Source organism: Pseudomonas citronellolis, from assembly GCF_001586155.1.
GTDB lineage: Bacteria > Pseudomonadota > Gammaproteobacteria > Pseudomonadales > Pseudomonadaceae > Pseudomonas > Pseudomonas citronellolis.
In genome coordinates this window covers 4,449,756-4,470,075 of sequence record NZ_CP014158.1, presented here as the reverse complement: position 1 = coordinate 4,470,075, position 20,320 = coordinate 4,449,756, and the positions used below count along the sequence as shown (strand labels likewise).

The 20,320-nt window shown below is 66.9% G+C and carries 20 protein-coding genes; 10 read left to right on the top strand and 10 right to left on the bottom strand.

All coding sequences use genetic code 11. The features are described 5' to 3' along the window. Nucleotides 1-71: 71 nt before the first annotated feature. The 6 genes from aroC (at nt 72) to PcP3B5_RS19335 (ending at nt 4,614) form a co-directional block, all read left to right on the top strand. Complete coding sequence (gene aroC / locus PcP3B5_RS19360) at nt 72-1,163, top strand: chorismate synthase (protein ID WP_061562164.1); 1,092 nt, start codon at nt 72-74, stop codon at nt 1,161-1,163. Nucleotides 1,164-1,222: 59 nt separating this feature from the next. Then, the gene (locus PcP3B5_RS19355) at nt 1,223-2,374 is read left to right on the top strand and encodes an MFS transporter (RefSeq protein WP_061562163.1); all 1,152 of its coding nucleotides are present in this window, start codon (nt 1,223-1,225) and stop codon (nt 2,372-2,374) included. Further along, nucleotides 2,371-2,997, top strand: a complete 627-nt coding sequence (locus tag PcP3B5_RS19350; protein ID WP_061562162.1) for a methylthioribulose 1-phosphate dehydratase — start codon at nt 2,371-2,373, stop codon at nt 2,995-2,997. The genes PcP3B5_RS19355 and PcP3B5_RS19350 overlap by 4 nt, the downstream gene beginning before the upstream one ends. 30 nt (nt 2,998-3,027) lie before the next feature. Beyond that, nucleotides 3,028-3,573: a 1,2-dihydroxy-3-keto-5-methylthiopentene dioxygenase gene (locus PcP3B5_RS19345; protein ID WP_061562161.1), complete on the top strand. Its 546-nt coding sequence runs from the start codon at nt 3,028-3,030 to the stop codon at nt 3,571-3,573. Nucleotides 3,574-3,686: 113 nt separating this feature from the next. Further along, nucleotides 3,687-4,370: an acireductone synthase gene (gene mtnC, locus PcP3B5_RS19340; protein ID WP_061562160.1), complete on the top strand. Its 684-nt coding sequence runs from the start codon at nt 3,687-3,689 to the stop codon at nt 4,368-4,370. Between the two features lie 52 nt (nt 4,371-4,422). Next, nucleotides 4,423-4,614: a PLDc N-terminal domain-containing protein gene (locus PcP3B5_RS19335; RefSeq protein ID WP_061562159.1), complete on the top strand. Its 192-nt coding sequence runs from the start codon at nt 4,423-4,425 to the stop codon at nt 4,612-4,614. A 110-nt stretch (nt 4,615-4,724) separates the two neighbouring features. Here the strand turns inward: PcP3B5_RS19335 and PcP3B5_RS19330 are convergent, their stop codons facing one another. Further along, nucleotides 4,725-5,222, bottom strand: coding sequence for a methylated-DNA--[protein]-cysteine S-methyltransferase (locus PcP3B5_RS19330; RefSeq protein WP_061562158.1), 498 nt, complete (start codon nt 5,220-5,222; stop codon nt 4,725-4,727). A 4-nt stretch (nt 5,223-5,226) separates the two neighbouring features. Beyond that, nucleotides 5,227-6,135 (bottom strand): DNA-3-methyladenine glycosylase family protein, encoded by a 909-nt coding sequence (locus PcP3B5_RS19325; protein WP_061563301.1) that lies wholly within the window; start codon nt 6,133-6,135, stop codon nt 5,227-5,229. 207 nt (nt 6,136-6,342) lie between these two features. On the opposite strand from PcP3B5_RS19325, the gene speE reads away from it, so the two are divergent. The 3 genes from speE to PcP3B5_RS19310 all read left to right on the top strand — a co-directional run bounded on the left by speE (nt 6,343) and on the right by PcP3B5_RS19310 (nt 10,451). After that, nucleotides 6,343-7,203: a polyamine aminopropyltransferase gene (gene speE, locus PcP3B5_RS19320; RefSeq protein WP_061562157.1), complete on the top strand. Its 861-nt coding sequence runs from the start codon at nt 6,343-6,345 to the stop codon at nt 7,201-7,203. Nucleotides 7,204-7,425: 222 nt separating this feature from the next. Then, complete coding sequence (locus PcP3B5_RS19315) at nt 7,426-9,504, top strand: LTA synthase family protein (protein WP_043272151.1); 2,079 nt, start codon at nt 7,426-7,428, stop codon at nt 9,502-9,504. A 161-nt stretch (nt 9,505-9,665) separates the two neighbouring features. After that, nucleotides 9,666-10,451, top strand: a complete 786-nt coding sequence (locus PcP3B5_RS19310) for a sulfite exporter TauE/SafE family protein (protein ID WP_009618662.1) — start codon at nt 9,666-9,668, stop codon at nt 10,449-10,451. A gap of 201 nt (nt 10,452-10,652) precedes the next feature. Here the strand turns inward: PcP3B5_RS19310 and PcP3B5_RS19305 are convergent, their stop codons facing one another. The 6 genes from PcP3B5_RS19305 to puuE all read right to left on the bottom strand — a co-directional run bounded on the left by PcP3B5_RS19305 (nt 10,653) and on the right by puuE (nt 17,096). Continuing rightward, nucleotides 10,653-11,999, bottom strand: a complete 1,347-nt coding sequence (locus tag PcP3B5_RS19305; protein ID WP_043272150.1) for a nucleobase:cation symporter-2 family protein — start codon at nt 11,997-11,999, stop codon at nt 10,653-10,655. Between the two features lie 619 nt (nt 12,000-12,618). Continuing rightward, nucleotides 12,619-13,929 carry a urate hydroxylase PuuD gene (locus PcP3B5_RS19300; RefSeq protein ID WP_061563300.1) on the bottom strand — a complete coding sequence of 437 codons (1,311 nt, stop codon included), beginning with the start codon at nt 13,927-13,929 and terminating at the stop codon, nt 12,619-12,621. A gap of 52 nt (nt 13,930-13,981) precedes the next feature. After that, nucleotides 13,982-14,488, bottom strand: coding sequence for an ureidoglycolate lyase (locus PcP3B5_RS19295; RefSeq protein WP_009618668.1), 507 nt, complete (start codon nt 14,486-14,488; stop codon nt 13,982-13,984). A 131-nt stretch (nt 14,489-14,619) separates the two neighbouring features. Beyond that, a complete protein-coding gene (gene alc / locus PcP3B5_RS19290; protein ID WP_061562156.1) occupies nt 14,620-15,615 on the bottom strand; it encodes an allantoicase in 996 nt (331 codons plus the stop codon). Between the two features lie 39 nt (nt 15,616-15,654). Further along, nucleotides 15,655-16,170 (bottom strand): 2-oxo-4-hydroxy-4-carboxy-5-ureidoimidazoline decarboxylase, encoded by a 516-nt coding sequence (gene uraD, locus PcP3B5_RS19285; protein WP_061562155.1) that lies wholly within the window; start codon nt 16,168-16,170, stop codon nt 15,655-15,657. Beyond that, nucleotides 16,167-17,096, bottom strand: a complete 930-nt coding sequence (gene puuE, locus PcP3B5_RS19280; RefSeq protein ID WP_043272146.1) for an allantoinase PuuE — start codon at nt 17,094-17,096, stop codon at nt 16,167-16,169. Before puuE ends, uraD begins: the two co-directional genes overlap by 4 nt. A gap of 409 nt (nt 17,097-17,505) precedes the next feature. On the opposite strand from puuE, the gene uraH reads away from it, so the two are divergent. After that, nucleotides 17,506-17,859: a hydroxyisourate hydrolase gene (gene uraH / locus PcP3B5_RS19275; protein WP_009618677.1), complete on the top strand. Its 354-nt coding sequence runs from the start codon at nt 17,506-17,508 to the stop codon at nt 17,857-17,859. A gap of 440 nt (nt 17,860-18,299) precedes the next feature. On the opposite strand, the gene PcP3B5_RS19270 is transcribed toward uraH, so the two are convergent. Then, on the bottom strand, nt 18,300-19,403 hold the full coding sequence (locus PcP3B5_RS19270) for an IS110 family RNA-guided transposase (RefSeq protein ID WP_061562154.1): 1,104 nt from the start codon (nt 19,401-19,403) through the stop codon (nt 18,300-18,302). 224 nt (nt 19,404-19,627) lie between these two features. After that, on the bottom strand, nt 19,628-20,254 hold the full coding sequence (locus PcP3B5_RS19265) for a LysE family translocator (RefSeq protein ID WP_058490236.1): 627 nt from the start codon (nt 20,252-20,254) through the stop codon (nt 19,628-19,630). Between the last annotated feature and the right edge of the window lie 66 nt (nt 20,255-20,320).

Below are 20,320 nucleotides of genomic sequence, written 5' to 3'. Positions count from 1 at the left end.
TTCGCAGGGCGGTATGTCGCAGGTATACTGCTGGGCCTTTTCGTTCACCCAAGTCTTCCGCGGAGCCTCGCATGTCCGGCAACACCTACGGCAAGCTGTTCACCGTCACCACCGCTGGCGAAAGCCACGGCCCGGCGCTGGTCGCCATCGTCGACGGCTGCCCGCCGGGCCTTGAGCTTTCCCTGGAAGACCTGCAGCGCGACCTCGACCGGCGCAAGCCCGGCACCAGCCGGCACACCACCCAGCGCCAGGAAGCCGACGAGGTGGAAATCCTCTCCGGCGTGTTCGAGGGCAAGACCACCGGCACCCCGATCGGCCTCTTGATCCGCAACACCGACCAGAAGTCCAAGGACTACTCGGCGATCAAGGACCTGTTCCGCCCGGCCCACGCCGACTACAGCTACCACCACAAGTACGGCGTGCGCGACTACCGCGGCGGCGGTCGTTCCTCGGCCCGCGAGACCGCCATGCGCGTGGCCGCCGGGGCCATCGCCAAGAAGTACCTGGCGAGCCTGGGCATCCGGGTGCGCGGCTACATGAGCCAACTGGGCCCGATCGAAATCCACTTCAAGACCTGGGACAGCGTCGAGCAGAACGCCTTCTTCAGCCCCGACCCGGACAAGGTGGCGGAGCTGGAGGCCTATATGGACCAGCTGCGCCGCGACCAGGATTCGGTGGGCGCGAAGATCACCGTGGTCGCCGAAGGCGTGCCGCCGGGCCTGGGCGAGCCGATCTTCGACCGCCTGGACGCGGAACTGGCCCACGCGCTGATGAGCATCAACGCGGTCAAGGGCGTGGAGATCGGCGCCGGTTTCGCCAGCGTCGCCCAGCGCGGCACCGAGCACCGCGACGAGCTGCGCCCCGAGGGCTTCCTGTCGAACAATGCCGGCGGCATTCTCGGCGGCATCTCCAGCGGCCAGCCGATAGTCGCGCACCTGGCGCTCAAGCCCACCTCCAGCATCACCACCCCCGGCCGCTCCATCGACGTGAACGGCAACCCGGTGGACGTGGTCACCAAGGGCCGCCACGACCCCTGCGTGGGCATCCGCGCCACCCCCATCGCCGAGGCGATGATGGCCATCGTGCTGATGGACCACCTGCTGCGCCACCGCGCGCAGAATGCCGATGTGCGCGTCAATACGCCGGTGCTGGGGCAGCTCTGAGCCAGAAGCTGGAAGCCTGAAGCCCAGAGCCGCCACTTCCAGCTTCGAGCTTCCAGCCCATGGCTGCTTCTTTCCCCTACTGGCGCCTGTCCAGCTTCTACTTCTTCTATTTCTGCCTGCTGGGCGGGACCGCGCCTTTTCTCGCCCTGTACTTCCACCACCTGGGCTTTTCCGCCGCGCGCATCGGCGAGCTGGTGGCCATTCCCATGCTGATGCGCTGCGTGGCGCCGAACCTGTGGGGCTGGCTGGGCGACCGTTCCGGCCAGCGCCTGCGCATCGTGCGCTTCGGCGCGCTGTGCACGGCGGCGTGCTTCGCGCTGATCTTCCTCGACCACAGCTACGCCTGGCTGGCGCTGGTGATGGCCGGGCATGCGTTCTTCTGGCACGCGGTGCTGCCGCAGTTCGAAGTGATCACCCTGGCCCACCTGGGCGAGCGCACCGCCAGCTACAGCCGCATCCGCCTGTGGGGCTCGATCGGCTTCATCTGCACCGTGGTCGGCCTGGGCCGGTTGTTCGAGGCCGCCAGCCTGGACTACTACCCCTGGGCGCTGCTGGCGATCATGCTGGGCATCGTCGCCGCCAGCTGGTGGGTGCCCAACGCGCAGCCGGCCTGGCGCCACGGCGACGCGCCGGCCAGCGGCTTCCTGGCCCAGCTGCGCCAGCCGGGGGTGATCGCCTTCTACCTGTGCGTGTGCCTGATGCAGCTGTCCCACGGGCCGTACTACACCTTCCTCACCCTGCACCTGGAGGCCCTCGGCTACAGCCGCGGGCTGATCGGCTGGCTGTGGGCCCTGGGCGTGGTGGCCGAGGTGCTGCTGTTCCTGGCGATGCCGCGCCTGCTGGGGCGCTTCAGCCTGCGCCAGGTGCTGGCGGCGAGCTTCCTGCTGGCGGCGCTGCGCTGGCTGCTGCTGGGCAGCCTGGCCGACCACCTGGGCCTGCTATTGTTCGCCCAGCTGCTGCACGCGGCCACCTTCGGCGCCTTCCACGCCGCCGCCATCCATTTCGTCCAGCGCAGCTTCCAGGCGCGCCAGCAGGGGCAAGGGCAGGCGCTCTATGCCGCCCTGGCCGGCACCGGCGGCGCCCTGGGCGCGCTTTACTCCGGCTACAGCTGGGCCAGCCTGGGCCCGGCCTGGACTTTCGCCATCGCCAGCCTGGCGGCGCTGGCCGCAGCCGTTATCATCCGTACCCGTCTGAAAGAGGAGCGGCCATGAGCAACAACCGTGAACACCTGACCCGCCAGATCATCGAGGCCGGGCGCTTCCTGTATGGCCGCGGCTGGTCGCCGGCCACCAGCAGCAACTATTCCGCGCGCCTGGCCGCCGACCGCGCGCTGCTCACCGTCTCGGGCAAGCACAAGGGCCTGCTGGGCGTCGACGACGTGCTGGAGACCGACCTTGCCGGCAACAGCCTCGAGGCGGGGAAGAAACCCTCGGCGGAAACGCTGTTGCACACCCAGCTGTATGCCTGGCGCGCCGAGATAGGCGCGGTGCTGCACACCCACTCGGTGAACGCCACCGTGCTCTCGCGCCTGACCCCCGCCGACCGCCTGGAGCTGGAAGACTACGAGCTGCAGAAGGCCTTTGCCGGCGTCACCACCCACGAGGGCCGGGTGACGGTGCCGATCTTCGACAACGACCAGGACATCGCCCGCCTGGCGGGCAAGGTCCAGCCCTGGCTGGACGCCCACCCGGACTGCCCCGGCTACCTGATCCGCGGCCACGGCCTGTACACTTGGGGGCCGCGCATGGAAGACGCCCTGCGCCAGGTGGAAGCCTTCGAATTCCTCTTCGAATGCGAACTTAAAGTGATCAGCCTTCGCGGCGGCACGCGCTGAGCGAATCCGGCAGTACCCGAGGACCCGAGCATGAGCAGCCTGACCGTCTACCACGAATCCGCCCCCGAGCAGCCGCTGAAGCTGCTCACCCACGCCGAGGACATCGCCGCCACCCTGGCCGAGCTCGGCGTGCGCTTCGAGCGCTGGCAGGCCAGCGCGCCCATCGCCCCCGGCGCCAGCCCCGACGAGGTGCTGGCCGCCTACGCGGCGGAGATCCAGCGCCTGAAGGACGAGCAGGGCTACGTCACCGTCGACGTGGTCAGCCTCAGCGCCGACCACCCGCAGAAGGACGAGCTGCGCGCCAAGTTCCTCGACGAACACCGCCATGGCGAGGACGAAGTGCGCTTCTTCGTCGCCGGTCGCGGCCTGTTCACCCTGCACGTCGAGGACCACGTCTACGCCGTGCTCTGCGAGAAGAACGACCTGATCTCGGTGCCGGCCGGCACCCGCCACTGGTTCGACATGGGCGAGCGCCCGCACTTCGTGGCCATCCGCCTGTTCAACAACCCCGAGGGCTGGGTGGCGAAGTTCACCGGCGACGAGATCGCCCGGCGCTTCCCGCTGCTGGAAGACTGACACCCCCGTTCTATTTCTTTCGTAGGAGCGGATCTCATCCGCGAATCGCGCCGGAACCTCCGGCCATCGCGGACAAGGTCCGCTCCTACGGATAGCGTTGCACCGGAGTTACCATGCCGATCAAAGCCATCCTCACCGACATCGAAGGCACCACCAGCGCCGTCAGCTTCGTCTTCGACGTGCTCTTCCCCTATGCCGCCGCGCACCTGCCGGATTTCGTCCGCGAGCACGCCGGCGAGCCGGAAGTGGCCGCGCAGCTGGACGCGGTACGCGCCGAGAGCGGCGAAGCCGGCGCCGACGTCGAGCGCTGCATCGCCATCCTCCTGCAGTGGATCGCCGAAGACCGCAAGGCCACGCCGCTGAAAGCGCTGCAGGGCATGGTCTGGGAGCAGGGCTACCGCGCCGGCCAGCTCAAGGGCCACGTCTACCCGGACGCGGTGGAGGCGCTGCGCCGCTGGAAGGCCGAGGGCTATGACCTGTACGTCTACTCTTCCGGCTCGATCCAGGCGCAGAAGCTGATCTTCGGCTGCTCCGAGGCCGGCGACCTGGCGCCGCTGTTCTCCGGCTACTTCGACACCACCAGCGGGCCCAAGCGCGAGGCCGCCTCCTACGCGCGCATCGTTGAGGCCATCGGCCTGCCGGCGGAGCAGGTGCTGTTCCTCTCCGACGTGGTGCAGGAGCTGGACGCCGCCCGCGAAGCCGGCCTGGCAACCATCGGCCTGGCCCGCGAAGGCGGCGCCCTGGAAGGCCACGAGACGCTGGCCAGCTTCGCCCTGATCGACCCGGCCCGCTGCTGAGGCCACTGCCGTCTATGCTGGAGGGCACACCTCCAGCAGCGGGAGCGGCGCCATGGGTTCGACCTTCAACGGCCTGATCGGCCTGATCATCTTCGCCCTCGATGTCTGGGCGATCATCAGCGTGCTCAAGAGCGGCGCGGACGTGCCCATCAAGATCATCTGGGTGTTGGTGATCCTCATCCTGCCCTTGCTGGGGCTGGTGATCTGGGCGATCGCCGGGCCCAAGGGCAACGTGCGGGTGTAGCGGGGGCGGGGGGTTTCGTAGGAGCGAGCTTGCTCGCGAATGGAGTTTGCCGGTTGGCATTGGTGTTTCGGATCGATTCCCCGAAACACGAAAACCACCTGGAAACCCCATCAAACCAACTCCAACTCCCGCGATTCCCCCACCATCACCCCCTCCAGCCGCAGCAGCGCCTCCTTGCGCGGCAGGCCGCCGCCGTAGCCGGTCAGGCTGCCGTCGCGGCCGATCACCCGGTGGCAGGGGATGATGATGCTGATCGGGTTGGCGCCGTTGGCCGCGCCCACCGCGCGCACCGCCTTCGGCCGGCCGATGCGTTCGGCCAGGTCGGCGTACCAGGTGGTGTGGCCGTAGGGAATCTGCGTCAGCGCGTGCCAGACCTGGCGCTGGAACTCGGTGCCCTGGGGCGCCAGGCGCACGTCGAAGACCTTGCGCTTGCCGGCGAAGTATTCGTCCAACTGCCGCATCACGGCGTCGAGCTGGCTGCTGGCCTCGCGCCAGTCCGGGCCCGGCTCGTGGCCTTCGAAGGGGGTCATGTAGAGCATGCGCAGCCCCTGTTCGTCGCCGGCCAGCAGCAGGCGGCAGAGGGGGCTGTCGTAGTAGCGGTAATGCATGGCTTCATCCTCCGATGCGGCTGCCTTGCGAGTAGGCTTGCCAGAGATAGACGGCGGCGTAGGCGCGCCAGGGGCGCCAGGCCTCGGCGCGGCGTTGCAGGTCGCGGGCGCTGGTGCCGGCCTCGCCCCAGACCGGCGACTTGAGCAGGCCCAGGTCGGCGGTGGGGAAGGCGTCGGCCTCGCCGAAGGCGCGCAGGGCCACGTATTCGGCGGTCCAGGGGCCGATGCCGGGCAGTTCGCAGAGGCGCTTCACCAGCGCTTGCGCGCCATCCTCCACATGCAGTTCCAGGGCGCCTTCGGCCACCGCGGCGGCGAAGCGCTGCAGGCTGGCCACACGCTTGCCGGGCATGCCGATGCCGTCCAGGTCCGCCTCGGCCAGGGCCCGCGGGGTAGGGAAGAGGTACTGCGGGCCGTCGGCCACGGCGTTGCCCAGGGGCTGGCCGAGGCGCTGCACCAAGCGGCCGGTGATGGTCACCGCGGCCTTTACCGTGACCTGCTGGCCGACGATGGCGCGCACCGCCTGCTCGAACGGATCGAAGGCGCAGGGCAGGCGCAGCCCTGGCCAGGCTTCGACGAGCGGGCGCAGTAGTGGGTCGGCGCCCAGGTGCGCGGCCACCGCCCGCGGGTCGCTGTCCAGGTCGAACATCTTGCGCACCCGCGCGGCCAGCGGGGCGCTGTCGGCGCCGGCGCCGTCCAGGTGCAGCTCCAGGCGCAGCGCCGGCTCGTCGGCCAGCGGGCGGATGTCCATCCAGCCGGGCACGCCTTCCAGGCGCAGGCTGCGCCGGTAGTGCGCCTCGCCCAGGGTTTCCACCCCGGCCAGGCGGCGCAGGGCGAAATGGGCGTGGAACTGTGCCCAGTCCCAGGGCGGCTGGTAGGGCAGGTGCAGGACGAGGGGCGTGATGGGTGCGTTCATGGCGCTGACCATAACCCGCCGCCGCCGCGCTGTCGTCCCGCAGCTGGCTTTCAAAGTGAGTAGGCAAAGTGAGCGGGCAAACTGAGCGGGCAAGATGAATGGGCGAAGTGCGCGGGTTCGACCTGTCATGCCTTGCACAGTAGAATGCGCGCCTTTCACGGCCGGCCCTCGGCCCGCTTCATTCACCGTTGAACCGGGAGACCGCCCATGCGCGATTACCAGGAAACCCTCTACGAAGGCTACGGCCAGCGTTTCAGCGTCGACCAGCTGCTCCACGAGGTGCGCACCGAGCACCAGCACCTGGTGATCTTCGAGAACGCCCGCATGGGCCGGGTGATGGCCCTGGACGGGGTGATCCAGACCACCGAGGCCGATGAGTTCATCTACCACGAGATGCTCACCCACGTGCCCATCCTCGCCCATGGCGCGGCCAAGCGCGTGCTGATCATCGGCGGCGGCGACGGCGGCATGCTGCGCGAAGTGTGCAAGCACGCCAGCGTCGAGCACATCACCATGGTCGAGATCGACGGCACCGTGGTCGACATGTGCAGGCAGTTCCTGCCGCGCCACTCCAACGGCGCCTTCGACGATGCGCGCCTGGACCTGGTGATCGACGACGGCATGCGCTTCGTCGCCACTACCGAGCGCAGGTTCGACGTGATCATCTCCGACTCCACCGACCCCATCGGCCCGGGCGAGGTGCTGTTCTCCGAGAACTTCTACCAGGCCTGCCACCGCTGCCTGAACCCGGGCGGCGTGCTGGTCACCCAGAACGGCACCCCGTTCATGCAGCTGGACACCGTGCGCAACACCGCTGGGCGGATGAACGGCCTGTTCGCCGACTGGCACTTCTACCAGGCGGCGGTGCCCACCTACATCGGCGGCGCCATGACCTTCGCCTGGGGCGCTCTTGAGCCGGCCCTGCGCCGCGTGCCGCTGGAAACCCTGCGCCAGCGCTTCGCCGCCAGCGGCATCGCCACCCGCTACTACAACCCGGAAATCCACCAGGGCGCCTTCGCCCTGCCGCAGTACGTGCTGCAGGCCATCGGCAAGCCGCACAACGACTGATCCGCAAGCGCCGTTGTCGGAACCATCCGGCGGCGGCGACTCTTTTTTCACCTGCGTTGGGCATAATCCGACACCTTGACGGCATTTTCTTAAGGTCTGGCTAATTTTCACCGACTAGAATGCGCCGCCCGCTCCACGTCCGGCTCCCGGACGTGGAGCCTCCGCACCTCCCCGCAGGGGAGGGCGCCCGAACCGAACGTTGCACAGAACGGAACCTGAAACATGGGCCAATCGGAAGTCCTGAATACCCGCCAGCGCGCCGCCAACCTGGCGCGCGCCACGGTGTCCAGCCACCTGGGGTTCATCCTGCTCGGCAGCCTGGCGCTGATGCTGATGTTCTCCCTGCTGCGCCTGGCGCTGCTGATCTACAACCGCGAGCTGATCGGCGACACCCCGGCCAGCGCCTTCGTCGAGGCCTTCGTCACCGGGCTGCGCTTCGACATCCGCGCGGTGATCTTGATAGTCGCGCCGATGATCTTCGCCCTGGCCAGCGTCACCGCCATGCGCTGGCGCATGTTCTGGCGCCTGTGGCTGACCGCCCTGGCCAGCCTGACGCTGTTCCTCGGCGTGCTGGAGCTGGACTTCTACCGCGAGTTCCACCAGCGCCTGAACAGCCTGGTGTTCCAGTACATGTCCGAAGACCCGAAGACGGTCATGAGCATGATCTGGTACGGCTACCCGGTGGTCCGCTACCTGCTGGCCTGGGCCGTGGCCACCTGGCTGCTGTTCATGCTGTTCCGCGGCGTTGACCGCGCCACCCGGCCCAGCGCCGTGGGCGCCTCGGCCGCCGCCTGGTACCTGCGCGTCGCCGCCCTGCTGGTGGTGGTGCTGGTGGCCGGCGTCGCCTACCGCGGCACCCTGCGCCAGGGCCCGCCGCTGCGCTGGGGCGATGCCTTCACCACCGACTCGATGTTCGCCAACCACCTGGGCCTGAACGGCTCCATGACCCTGCTCAAGGCCGCCGAGGACCGCTTCGGCGAGGACCGCGCGAACATCTGGAAGGCCACGCTGCCCGACGACCAGGCCCGCGACACCGTGCGGCAGATGCTGCTGACGCCCAACGACAAGCTGGTGGACGCCGACGACGCGGCCATCCGCCGCGACTTCACCCCGCCGGCCGAAGGCACGCTGCCGGGCGTGAAGAACGTGGTGGTGATCCTCATGGAAAGCTTCGCCGGCCACTTCGTCGGCGCCCTGGGCGCGCCGGGCAACATCACCCCGTACTTCGACAAGCTGTCGAAGGAAGGCCTGCTGTTCACCCAGTTCTTCTCCAACGGCACCCATACCCACCAGGGCATGTTCGCCACCATGGCCTGCTTCCCCAACCTGCCGGGCTTCGAGTACCTGATGCAGACGCCCGAGGGCGGCCACAAGTTCTCCGGCCTGCCGCAGCTGCTCAGCGCGCGCCAGTTCGACGACGTCTACGTCTACAACGGCGATTTCGCCTGGGACAACCAGTCCGGCTTCTTCGCCAACCAGGGCATGACCACCTTCGTCGGCCGCAACGACTTCGTGAACCCGGTGTTCTCCGACCCGACCTGGGGCGTGTCCGACCAGGACATGTTCTCCCGCGGCAACGAGGAACTGGACCGCCTGGCCGCCAGCGGCAAGCCGTTCTACGCCCTGCTGCAGACGCTCTCCAACCACGTGCCCTACGCCCTGCCCAAGGACCTGCCGGTGGAACGCGTGACCGGCAACGGCAGCCTCGACGAGCACCTGACCGCCATGCGCTACTCCGACTGGGCGCTGGGCCAGTTCTTCGAGAAGGCGAAGAAGTCGCCGTACTACAAGGACACCCTGTTCGTAGTGGTGGGCGACCACGGCTTCGGCGCGCCGGAACAGCTGACCGAGATGGACCTGTTCCGCTTCAACGTGCCGCTGCTGATCATCGCCCCGGGCATCCAGGAGAAGTACGGCGCCAGCCGCGACACCGTCGGCACCCAGATCGACATAGTGCCGACCATCATGGGCCGCCTGGGCGGCGAGGTGCGCCACCAGTGCTGGGGCCGCGACCTGCTGAACCTGCCGGCCGGCGACAAGGGCTTCGGCGTGATCAAGCCCTCGGGCAGCGAACAGGTGGTGGCCATCCTTTCCGGCAACCGCATCCTGATCAAGCCCAAGGAAGGCGACATCCGCGTGTACGACTACCAGGTCGGCGCCCATCCCAAGGCCGAGCGCGTGCAGGGTGTGCCGGACGAGGCCGAGCTGAAGAAGCGCCTGGAATCCTTCATCCAGACCGCGACCAAGAGCCTGCTGAACAACACCACCGGCGTGGTGGACAGCAAGCCGGACAGCGACTGACCGGCGCGTGACGGAGAAGGGGCCTGCGGGCCCCTTTTTCGTGGGCGGCGCTTTAAGATTTGGTTATAAATTAAGTCGATATTGATATAAGCGCTTATAAGGAAAGCCGCTATCCTGCCCGCCGGTTTTCGCAAGCCGTTCACGGCTTTCAGGAAGGGTTGATGGAATTCGGCGTCCTTGGTTTCGTTGTCGCAGGCTTGCTGGTCGGGTTCATCGTGGGCATGACCGGCGTCGGCGGCGGTTCGCTGATGACGCCCATCCTGCTCTGGTTCGGCATCAACCCGGCGGCCGCCGTGGGCACCGACCTGCTGTACGCGGCCATCACCAAGTCCGGCGGCGTGCTGGTGCACACCCGGCACAAGAACGTCGACTGGCGCATCACCGGCTGGCTGACCCTCGGCAGCGTGCCGGCGGCGGGCCTGACTCTGCTGTTCCTGCACAGCCTGGGCGCCGACACCCAGGCGCTGAACACGGTGATCAAGCACGCCCTGGGCGTGGTCCTGCTGCTCACCGCCCTGGCCATCCTGTTCAAGCAGAAGCTGCTGGCCTTCGCCCACAAGCATGCCGGCGATCATTACCACCTGGGCGGCGCCAGCCTCAACGGCCTCACGATTCTCACCGGCGTGGTGCTTGGCGCCATGGTCGCGCTGACCTCCATCGGCGCCGGCGCGCTGGGCACGGTGGCGCTGTTCGTGCTCTATCCCTTCCTCGCCACCCGCCGCCTGGTGGGCACCGAGATCGCCCACGCGGTGCCTCTGACGCTGGTGGCCGGCCTGGGCCATGCCAGCATGGGCAACATGGACTGGCAACTGCTGGGGTACCTGCTGTGCGGTTCGCTGCCGGGGATCTACCTGGGCAGCCATCTGTCCGGGCGCATTTCGGACAACGTCCTGCGGCCGTGCCTGGCGGTGATGTTGTTCAGCATTGGCTACAAGCTGGTGTTCTGATCCGGTTCGGCGGTTCTCTGGGTTCGTGGGAGCGAGCTTGCTCGCGAATGGAGCTTCCCGGCGGTGTAGGCGTTCTTAACCCCTACGGCACTGCGCCGGCAGATGCTCCAGTCACTACCGCGCGAATGAAAAAAGCCGCGCAGGAGTGAGGCGCGGCTGGAAGCGGCGGGCGTCGGGAGGGGCCCGCCGAAAGCGTCGGCTTCAGTGGTGCCCGCAGAGGGCGTCGCGGCCACGTTCGCCGAGGATGTTGAACAGCAGGTTGAGCAGCACGGCCCAGATCGCGGTCATGGCGATGCCGCTGTGGGTGATCGGTTCCATCCAGGCGGGCAGGGCGGCGAAGAAGTCCGGGCGCACCACCGGGACCATGCCCATGCCGATGCTCACCGCCACCAGCAGCTGGTTGCGGCGGTCGACGATGTCCACCTCGTGGAGGATGCGGATGCCGCTGGCGGCGACCATGCCGAACATGGCGATGCCGGCGCCGCCGAGCACCGCCGGCGGGATCGAGGCGACCACGTAGGCGGCCTTGGGCATCAGGCTGAGGAGGATCAGGAAGCCGCCGGCGGCCACGGTGACGAAGCGGCTGCGCACCCCGGTCATCTGCACCAGGCCGATGTTCTGGGCGAACGACGAATGGGTGAAGGTGTTCATGAAGCCGGCGAAGAACGACGCCGTGGCATCGCACAGCAGGCCGCGGCGCAGGCGCTTGGGGCAGATCTCGTCGCCGGTGATCTTGCCCAGGGCGAGGAACATGCCGGTGGACTCGACGAAGATGATCAGCACCACCAGGCACATCGACAGCACCGGCGCCAGGTGGAAGCTGGGCGCGCCGAAGTGCAGCGGGGTGACCACCTCGAAGGCCGGGCGGGTATCGATGCCGGACAGGTCGACCATGCCCATGGCGCTGGCGACGATATAGCCCAGCAGCATGCCGATGAGCACCGAGACGTTGGTCCAGAAGCCCTTGAGGAAGCGGTTGACCAGCAGGATGGCGGCCAGCACCAGGCTGGACAGGAACAGGTATTCCAGGGCGCCGAAGTTGGCCGCGCCCTTGCCGCCGCCGGCCCAGTTGATGGCCACCGGGAACAGGCACATGCCGATGGAGGTGATCACGGTGCCGGTCACCAGCGGCGGGAAGAAGCGCACGATGCGGCTCATGAAGGGCGCGACGAGCATGCCGAACAGGCCGGCGGCGATGGTCGCGCCGAAGATGCCGTTGATGCCCACGCCGGGCATCCCGGCCATGGCCACCATGCTGCCGACGGCGGCGAAGCTGGCGCCCATCATCACCGGCATGCGGATGCCGACCGGGCCGATGCCCAGCGACTGCACCACGGTGGCGATGCCGGCGACCAACAGGTCGGCGTTGATCAGGAAGGCGATTTCCTCGCGGGACAGGCCGGCGGCCTGGCCGACGATCAGCGGGACGGCCACGGCGCCGCCGTACATCAGGAGCACGTGCTGGAATCCCACCAGCAGCAGTTGCAGCAACGGCAGACGCTGGTCGGCGGACGAGCCGGCCGCGTGGCGCTCAGTTACCTCGGACATGCAACACCTCGATTTTTTATTGTTGTGTCACTGGTGGACGCCGATCAGGCTCGGCGACCGGGTAGTACTGGCTCGCCACACCCCCGGGGCCGTGCGGGTGAAGCGGTGCGGGACTTTATAGCGTCGATGTGTATTCGCTTCAATATGTTTTTGTATACAACTATCCGGTCGGCTTGTGAATGATGGGTTTCGGGTCGCTCTAGGCCGCGTGTTCCGTGGTCTTGGCGGGATGTAGCCGTAGGTCGGGTGGGACTACATTTTTATTTCGTGGAGTCGGTGCTTCTGTAGGAGCAACTGTCTTGCAGGCCGCGCCGAGGTGCGCCTCAACGGATGGGTTGAGCCTTGGCGAAACCCATGCGGTCGTGGCGATGGGTATCGCTTCGCTCAACACCATCCTACGGGGCGTTGTGTTTGCCGGGAGGGGTAGGAGCGGACTTTGTCCGCGATTCGCGCGCAGGGCGCGCTCCTACATGGTGCAGGCGAAACATCGGGCGCAAGCCTTGCCGGCGGAATCGCGGACGGAGTCCGCTCCAGCTCGGCGTGGGGTACGAAAAGCCTACGGCATAAAAAAACCGCACCCGAAGGTGCGGTCTTTCTGGTTCCGGCGAACCGCGGTGGCTCAGTTGGTCTGGGCGCCCTTGGCGATCCAGTTGCCGAGCAGGTTGCGCTCGTCCTGGGTCATCTGGGTGATGTTGCCCAGCGGCATGACCTGGGAGGCCACGGCCAGGGCCTGGATCTTCGCGGCCTGGGCCTGGATCTGCTGCGGGGTGTCGAACATCACGCCGGCCGGGGCCGCGCTGAACAGCGGGCTGGTCGGCTTGGCCGAGTGGCAGGCCACGCAGCGCTCCTGGATCACGTGATGAACCTTGTCGAAATCCACGCCAGCGGGCGCCGAGGCTTGCGCCTGGGCCTGCGCGGCGGCGGGCTTGTTGGCCTCTTCCTTGGCGCGTTCGGCGGCGGTCTTGCCGCCGATGGCGGTTTCCGGCAGCGGCTGGTACTGCACCTGCGCGGCGTTGCCGGCGGGGGCGGCGCTCTGCAGCGTCGGGCCGGTGACGAAGGCCAGGGCGATCATGCCCACGGCGCCGGCGGGCAGGGCCCAGGCCATGCCGTTGCCGTTGTGGCGGGTGTTGAAGTAGTGCCGCACTATCACCGCCAGCGCCGCGATGCACGCCAGGATCAGCCAGTTGTAGTGGCTGCCGTAGGTGCTCGGGAAGTGGTTGCTGATCATGATGAACAGCACCGGCAGGGTGAAGTAGTTGTTGTGGCGCGAACGCAGCAGGCCCTTGGCCGGCAGCACCGGGTCGGGCTCGCGGCCTTCCTCGATGGCCTTAACCAGCGCGCGCTGGGCCGGCATGATCACCCGGAACACGTTGCCGACCATGATGGTGCCGATGATCGCGCCGACGTGCAGGTAGGCGCCGCGGCCGCTGAACACCTGGCTGAGCAGGTAGGCGGCGAGCACCAGCAGGGCGAACAGGATGGCGCCGAGCAGGGCGGGGGTCTTGCCCAGCGGCGAGTCGCACAGGCCGGAGTAGATGAACCAGCCGGCGATCAGCGAGCCGATGCCGATGGCGATGGCTGCGGCGGGCGCCAGGTCGCTGCCCGGGGCCACCAGGTACAGGCTGGGGTTCAGGTAGAAGACGATGGTCAGCAGGCACACGCCCGAGAGCCAGGTGGAGTAGGCCTCCCATTTGAACCAGTGGAGGTTGTCCGGCATCTTCGGCGGCGCCAGCTTGTATTTCTCCAGGTGGTAGATGCCGCCACCGTGGATCGCCCAGAGGTCGCCCGAGAGCCCCTCGCGCGGGTTGACGCGGTTGAGGTTGTTTTCCAGCCAGACGAAGTAGAACGAGGCACCGATCCAGGCGATGCCGACGATCATGTGAATCCAGCGAACCAGCAGGTTCGCCCATTCGATGAGATGTGCTTCCACAGTCATTACCTCTTGCCCGGGCGCCGGCGTCGCGGCGGACGGGCCTCTCTTATTAGTTTAGTTGGGGGTCGAGGAGCAGTTGCTCGTCCTCGGTGAAGAAATGCTCGTCGCAGTTGTTGCCGGAACCGCTGCGATCGACCACCAGGAAGTCATCCCGCTTTTCGATCGTCAGCACCGGGTGGTGCCAGACGCCGCGGTGGTAATTGATGCCCTGCCTTCCGTTGGTCAGGAAGGCGCGGACAAGGCCCGGTACAGGTACGTCGCCAAGTGGCGCGACCACGACCAGAAAGGGGTTGCCGAGCAGCGGGACGAAGGCCTGGCTGCCCAGCGGATGACGCTCCAGCATGCGGATGCGCAAGGGCATCTCCAGTGCTTCGGCGCTGAAGATGCTGATGATCGCCTTATCCTCGGGCTGCGCGGTCTCGACCGTGGCGAGCTTGTGATAGCGGCGGGTGGAACCGTTGTTGATCATGAAGTGGGCGCTGCCCTCGGTCTCGATGACATCACCGAACGGGGCGAAGGCTTCCTTGGTCAACGGTTCGATCTTCAGGGTACGCATGGCTGGTCACTTGTATTTGTTGTACTGAACCCGGGCGGGGCCCGGGAACCGCTTTTTCCGTCACTCCCGCGAACGCGGGGGCCCAGTGTCTCTGGCCCCCCGCGCCAGCGGGGACGACGGCGGTGTTTCGCTTACCTGGCCACCTTGCCGAACAGGCGCAGACGGCTGACGCCACCGTCCGGGAAGATGTTCAGGCGCACGTGGGTGATCGGGCCCAGTTCCCTGATCTGCTCGATGAAGGTGTGCTCGTTGTGCATCTGCAGCTTCTGGCTCGGCAGCAGTTCGCGCCAGTACAGGCTCTGGGTGGCGATCTGGCTGTCGGTGCCGCCCTTCACGAAGGCCGCCTGGATGTTGCAGCTCTCCGGGTAGTTGCCCTTGAAGTGCAGGGTGTCGACGACGATCTTCTCGACGATGCCGGCGTGGCCCAGCGCGACAATCACCCAGTCGTTGCCCGGGGTGCGGCGGCGGCCGGTTTCCCAGCCGTCGCCCATGTTCACGCCGCGGCCGGGGTTGAGGATGTTGCTCATGCGGCCGAAGTGTTCGTCGGAGCAGGCGAGGGCGCGGCCGCCGTTCAGTGCCGCGGCCAGGTCGACCTGCTCGTCGGGGTTCTGCTTGGCCCAGTCGCGGAACGGGATGCCGTACACGCGCAGGCGCGCCACGCCGCCGTCCGGGTAGATGTTCAGGCGCAGGTGGGTGTAGGGGCGCTCGTCGCTGATCTCGTGGTAGTGGTGGCTATTGCCCTGCAGTTCGACGGAGGACAGCACTTCGGTCCATTGGGTGTCGTCGTTCGGCTCGCCCTCGGCCACGAAGCAGCCGTCGAGGGAGGCCGACGGCGGGAAGTTGCCGGTGAAGAAGCTGGTGTCGATGTCCACGCCCTTGATCGAGCCCGGCACGCCCAGGCGGATCACCGCGTGGTCATAGCCTTCGAAGCGCTTGCGGCGGGATTCCCAGCCGTCCATCCACTTGCCGTTGTCGTCGAATACGCCTTCCTTCCACACCGCGGGGGTGGGCTGCAGCATGCGGCTGGCAGCGGCGAACCATTCGTCGGTGACGCTGATCACCTTGCTCCCCAGGCGCTCGTCGGCCAGGTTGACGAATTTCTCGAAGGGAGCGTTGTAGGTTCTCATCTTGTTCTCCTTGGTGACGTGAATTTCCGGTTGCGCGGCTCAGAGCTGCTGCAGGCGGAACATCGCGATCTTGTTGATCTCGGCCAGGGCGGTCTGGAATTCCTGCTCCGGCGTGTTGTGGATGCGCTCCTCGAAGGCCGCGAGGATCTGGTGGCGGTTGCTGCCCTTCACCGCCTTGATGAAGGGGAAGCCGAATTTCGCCTTGTACGCATCGTTGAGTTCGTTGAAGCGGGCGAATTCCTCGGCAGTGCATTCGTGGATGCCGGCGCCGGCCTGCTCGGAGGTGCTGGAGGCGGTCAGCTCGCCGCGCACCGCGGCCTTGCCGGCGAGGTCCGGGTGGGCATTGATCAGTGCCAGCTGGGCTTCATGGCTGGCCGACAGGAGGATGTCGGCCATGCGCTGCTGCAGGCTCTCGATGTCGTTGAGGCTTTCGTCCACGCCCAGGTCGTAGGCCTTCTCGGCCACCCAGGGGGAGTGCTCGTAGATGTCGGCGAAGGCGACGACGAAGGCCGCGCGGTCGAGGCTGGCCGGGGTGAGGGTCTGGAAGCGGCTCATGCCTGGCTCTCCTTGAACGGGTGCTTTTCGTGCCAGTGGCGGGCGATGTCGACGCGGCGGGCGATCCACACTTTCTCGTGGCCCTTCACGTACTGGATGAAGCGCTCCAGCGCGGCCAGGCGCGCCGGGCGGCCGAGCAGGCGGCAGTGCATGCCGATGGAGAGCATCTTCGGCGCGCCCTCGGCGCCTTCGGCGTAGAGCACGTCGAAGGCGTCCTTGAGGTATTCGAAGAAGTCGTCGCCCTTGTTGAAGCCCTGCACCTGGGTGAAGCGCATGTCGTTGGTGTCCAGGGTGTAGGGGATCACCAGGTGCGGCTTCTCGGCGGTGCTCTGCGGGTCCCAGTAGGGCAGGTCGTCGTCGTAGGTGTCGGAGTCGTAGAGGAAGCCGCCTTCCTCGCGCACCAGGCGCCGGGTGTTCGGGCCGGTGCGGCCGGTGTACCAGCCCAGCGGGCGCTCGCCGGTCAGCTCGGTGAGGATGCGGATGGCTTCCAGCAGGTGCTCGCGCTCCTGGGCCTCGTCCATGTACTGGTAGTCGATCCAGCGGTAGCCGTGGCTACAGATCTCGTGGCCGGCGGCGACCATCGCCCTGATCACGTCCGGGTGGCGCTGGGCGGCCATGGCCACGGCGAAGATGGTCAGCGGCAGGTCGTATTTCCTGAACAGCTTGAGCAGGCGCCAGACGCCGGCGCGGCTGCCGTATTCGTAGAGGGATTCCATGCTCATGTTGCGCGCGCCCTGCAGCGGCTGGGCGGCGACCATCTCGGAGAGGAAGGCCTCGGATTCCTTGTCGCCATGGAGGATGCAGCGCTCGCCGCCTTCCTCGTAGTTGAGCACGAAGGACAGCGCGATGCGGGCGTCGCCCGGCCAGTGCGGGTGGGGAGGGTTGTCGGCGTAACCGATCAGATCGCGTGGGTAGTCAGCGCTCACTGCAGTGTTCCTTCTTGTTGGGGGTGGCGCGGGCGGTAGGGCGTGCGTCACCGTGTTGCGAGACATTGTATACAAGTTGTGTGGCCGTATGTAAATACAATCCCGCGTGCCGATTTCGCCATCCGTCGTCATCCGCATCCGTCGGTAAAGCAAGCAAACTGACTGCCCGAACGGTCAGCCCGGCGGGCTGTGGCCTTCCTGGCTCCGGCTGCGGATCGAAGTGCCGCGTGCTGGTGCGTGGGCGCCGTTTCGGGGTGCTGGAGCAAATTTTTTGTATACAATGTTTGGGTGATGGCGTATTTTCGTCCCATCCAATCCACCCGGCCGGCCGCCGCCTGCGGGGTGCAACCCACACCACACCGAGAAGGAGGACGGCGTCCGCCGGCCGCGCCGGGGATGCCCAGAGCCCATGGGACGTTTGACGACGCACGTACTGGATTCCGCCCACGGCTGCCCCGGCCATGGCATCAAGGTCGAGCTCTACCGCGTGGAAGGCCAGCAGCTGGAACTGGTCGCCACCCGCGTGACCAACGACGACGGCCGTTGCGACGAGCCGCTGCTGCAGGGCGAGGACTTCCGCGCCGGGGTCTACCAGCTGCAGTTCAACGCCGGCGACTACTACCGCGCCCGCGGCGTGCAACTGCCGCAGCCGGCCTTTCTCGACCAGGTGGTGCTGCGCTTCGGCATCGCCTCGGAAAGCGACCACTACCACGTGCCGCTGCTGATCTCGCCGTACAGCTATTCGACCTACCGCGGCAGCTAGGCCGCCACCGACTTCCTACCCGACTCTTCGTGGAGTCCCATCGGCCCGCCTCTGGCGGGTCTTTTTTTGCCTGTGTGCTTTTGCGCCGAGGTGCTTTCGTAGGATGGGTATCGCTCCACTTCACCTCCACCGCGTTCCCATGTAGGAGCGCGCCCTACGCGCGAAATCGCGGGCAGGGCGCGCTCCTATGTATGGACTCACCCCCACCGTCAACCCGCTTTTGAACATGAAAACCCGACTGCATCTATGTATTAGGCCTGTTCGAGGAAGCCACGTCGGGCTTCTGGCCAACATTGGGTAAGCCCGCGGAATGCCGATTACAAAGAGGCCTCGAAGGCCGGTAGGAGCGTAGGCATCGATCCGCGACGGTCTGACCAGGGGTCAATGTTCTTCAGCAAGGGTTGGAGCGACTTGGCGCCCCGTTGGCGGGAACTCGTTGATCAGTGGCTCATTTCCATCTCCCGGCAAGCATTCGGCTTGCGCTGGTAGGTTTGTTCGCTGCACAGCAGCACCCAGGCGATACGCAGGTTGCGGTTGGCCAGTCGCACTGCTGCGCCCTTGCGCCCCAGACGTTGTAGCCAGCGCTGCAGGCGCCGATCATCCGGGTGTTCGGAATCGGGCCGCAGTTGCTTCAACACCGCATGCGAGCCCACCACCATCAGGCTGCGCACATAGGCGTCGCCACGTTTGGTCATCTTGCCCAGCCTTATCTTCTGCCCGCTGCTGTGCTGGTCGGGCACGATGCCGAAGTAGGCAGCGAACTGACGCGCATTGGCGAAACGTTCCGGCTCGACCTGTTTGGCCAGCAAAGCCGTAGCCGTGATCGGACCGATACCACGTACCGTCATCAGCCGTTTCGCTGTCGGGTCGGCGGCGGCACAGGCTTCCAGACGCCCGGTCAGCGCGGCGATACGCTCGCCCAGCCGTTGCCATTCGTTCAGCATCTCGTCGATCAGCTCGCGCAGCAGCGCCGGCAACGGCTGGCTGGCGTCTTCCAGCACCCGGGTGACACCTTGCTTCAAGCCCACATCCCCCTGCGCCAGGGCGATGCCCTGCTCCAGCAGCAGCCCGCGGATCTGATTGCCCATGGCGGTGCGCCGCTGCACATAGCCCCGCCGGACACGGTGCCAGGCCTGCATCGCCAGCGCCGCGACGCTCTTCACCGGCACCGACGCGATACTGCTATCCCGGCCCGCCCGCAGAATGGCGTGGGCATCATTGCGATCATTCTTCGCTCCGCTCCGGTGCTCGGCCACCCGCTGGGCCGGCAGGATACGCACCGGGTTGCCCTGCGCCTGCAGCAGCCGGGCCCAGGCTTGTGCTCCAGGGCCGGTCTCCATCAGCACCGTCACGCCCTCCGGCAGCTTCTGCAGAAACACCTGAAACGCTTCACGCGACTTGATTCGCTGTGCGTACGCCAGTTGACCCAGGGCGTCTTCCCCCGCCACCTGGAAGACCTTTTTCGCCAGATCCACGGCGACTGTCGTGCACACCGATACATCGGTTGCAGACACCGGCTTATTCATCGTCGTATGCTTTTTCATGGACTCACCCTCACTGTCGGTGGCTTCTTAGACCGCCACCGTGGCGCCTCGACGCCTTGGTGAGGGTGAGTCCATCCAATTACAGGTTGATGCCGAACCTCTCGTTCGCGCAGGACAGCTCCCTCTCCCTGCTGCCGGTAAACACCGTTCGCGAGCAAGCTCGCTCCTACGAAAAGCGTTGGCGCCTGTAGGAGCGAACTTGCTCGCGAACGGTTCTATGGACCTCAGCGGCTCAACAACGAAGCCCCGCCGGCGGTGGCGAAGAGCGCGGCGCTGCCGCGGTTGAACCAGGCCTGGCCCTTGCCCGAGCGCAGGAAGCGCGCCGCGCCGCGGGCGCTGAGGCCGTAGAACAGCTTGCAGGCGAAGTCGAGCACTGCCCAGGTGAGGATCATCACCAGCAGCTGCTGCCACAGCGGGTGGTCAGCCTTGAGGAACTGCGGCAGGAAGGCGGCGAAGAACAGGATGTCCTTCGGGTTGCTGGCGCCCAGGCCGAAGGCCTTCCAGTACAGGCTGCGGAAGCCCGGGTTGACCGGCATCTCCTCGGCGGCGCGCGGCTGGCCGGCGATGCGCGATTCCTGCCAGCTCTGCCAGGCCAGGTAGAACAGGTAGAGCGCGCCCAGCACCTTGAGCACGCTGAACAGCTTCTCCGAGGCCAGCAGCAGGGCGCCCAGGCCCAGGGCCGAGGCGCTGAGCAGGCAGATGGAGGCGCTGACCCCGCCGAGGAAGGCCGGCAGCGAACGGCGCAGGCCATAGTTGAGGCTGTTGCTGACCATCAGCAGCGACAGCGGGCCGGGAATCAGGATCACGATCAGGGCGGCGCTGCTGTAGAGCAGCCAGGTTTCCAGGTTCATCGCGGGCTCTCGAATGCAAAGGCCCCGACGCAGGCATGCGTCGGGGCCGTGGCGGGGCCGCTCCAG